The sequence below is a fragment of the Psychrobacter sp. CAL346-MNA-CIBAN-0220 genome, from assembly GCF_040309805.1.
Classification (GTDB): Bacteria; Pseudomonadota; Gammaproteobacteria; order Pseudomonadales; family Moraxellaceae; genus Psychrobacter.
Genome location: NZ_JBEOPF010000314.1, coordinates 1 through 270, shown reverse-complemented (window position 1 = coordinate 270; position 270 = coordinate 1). Strand labels below are relative to the sequence as shown.

1 protein-coding gene is annotated in these 270 nt (G+C 47.0%); it reads left to right on the top strand.

Annotated elements, in window-relative coordinates; translation table 11 throughout:
- Nucleotides 1–41: 41 nt before the first annotated feature.
- On the top strand, nt 42–270 hold a 229-nt coding region (locus tag AAEY88_RS13785; RefSeq protein ID WP_350563292.1), incomplete at its 3' end, for a glycine cleavage T C-terminal barrel domain-containing protein.

The window sequence follows — 270 nt, the reverse complement described above, 5'->3', positions numbered from 1 at the left end:
GCCTAGATATGGACGAAAGTGTATCGCCACTAGCGGCTAACATGGCTTGGACTATTGCATGGGAACCACAAAGCCGTGACTTTATTGGCCGTGATGTACTAGTACAACAACGCGCCGAGCAAAGCACTGATAAACAAGTAGGCCTAGTGCTAGAAGAAAAAGGTATCTTGCGCAGTGGCTCTAAAGTAATTGTTGATGGTGGCGAAGGTGTTATTACTTCTGGCACTTTTTCACCAACACTGGGTTACAGTGTAGCGCTTGCACGTGTAC